2 protein-coding genes are annotated in these 981 nt (G+C 37.8%); both read right to left on the bottom strand.

What is annotated here, in order from left to right:
- Positions 1-232: 232 nt before the first annotated feature.
- Positions 233-526 carry a HigA family addiction module antitoxin gene (locus HC728_RS19650; RefSeq protein WP_017023495.1) on the bottom strand — a complete coding sequence of 98 codons (294 nt, stop codon included), beginning with the start codon at positions 524-526 and terminating at the stop codon, positions 233-235.
- Positions 526-804 carry a type II toxin-antitoxin system RelE/ParE family toxin gene (locus HC728_RS19645; protein ID WP_017023496.1) on the bottom strand — a complete coding sequence of 93 codons (279 nt, stop codon included), beginning with the start codon at positions 802-804 and terminating at the stop codon, positions 526-528. The genes HC728_RS19650 and HC728_RS19645 overlap by 1 nt, the downstream gene beginning before the upstream one ends.
- Positions 805-981: the final 177 nt, after the last annotated feature.

Here is a 981-nt window from a genome sequence, read left to right as displayed (position 1 = left end):
GCCATTTCAATTGGTTACATCATAATCGTAGCTATATTTGGAACCCTACTATTTTATAATATTGATGGGTTAATTGAAGCCAAACCATCGATGTAAAACACCCGTATAACGCCTGCATAACACGTTTACTACTATGCAATTATACTTAATATTGACGCCTTAAAACGAGAAGCACTCGACAACCTGAGATGCCGAGTGTAGTAAATCGTGTTGATGCATTTGTTATATTTTACTACGCCATAGCAAAATTGATCGTGTGCACCTTAGTTAAATTCACGTTTTGCTTTGCTTGCCATAGATCGTAATTGTCTTGCATTGTTAACCAACTTTCAGGCGTACGACCTAGTGATTTTGAAAGACGTAATGCCATTTCAGGTGAAATTGAACTCTTACCCTTTATCACTCGATTTAGAGTTGAAGCAGCTACATCAAGTTGTTTAGCAACAAAGCGGCAACTATAGCCAAATGGTTCCATATAAACGTCATGGATAAACTCACCTGGATGTGGGGGATTGTACATAGCCATTAATGGTAATCCTCGTAATTTAAAATGTAAGCATTACCATCGATAAATTCGAAAGTAACACGCCAGTTACCATTTACTGTAATTGACCAAATTCCATCTCTATCCCCTTTCAAAGGATGAAGTTTGAAACCCGGCAAATCAACATCATCAATAATGGTTGCAGTGTCTATCGCGGCTAATTGCATTCTCAATTTGCGATCATGTTTCGCTTGAATACCCGCTTTACTGCCAGTCTCAAAAAACTTTTTAAGACCTTTGTGCTTAAATGTTTTAATCATACGGAGAGTGTAGCGCGTTGCGCATCATGACGCAAGTTTCAATAAAAAATATAACGCCTGCATAACACGTTTGCTACGATACAAACTTAACTAAATTTTACTGCCTTAATCACTGAAACTAAAGGCAAACTGACAACGCCGAGTGTAGCAAATCGTGTTGATGCATTTGTTACACGA

The sequence above is a fragment of the Aliivibrio sp. S10_S31 genome (genome assembly GCF_014694495.1).
GTDB lineage: Bacteria > Pseudomonadota > Gammaproteobacteria > Enterobacterales > Vibrionaceae > Aliivibrio > Aliivibrio fischeri.
Note: the sequence above shows the minus strand (reverse complement) of the source record. Positions and strands in the feature narration are given on the sequence as shown.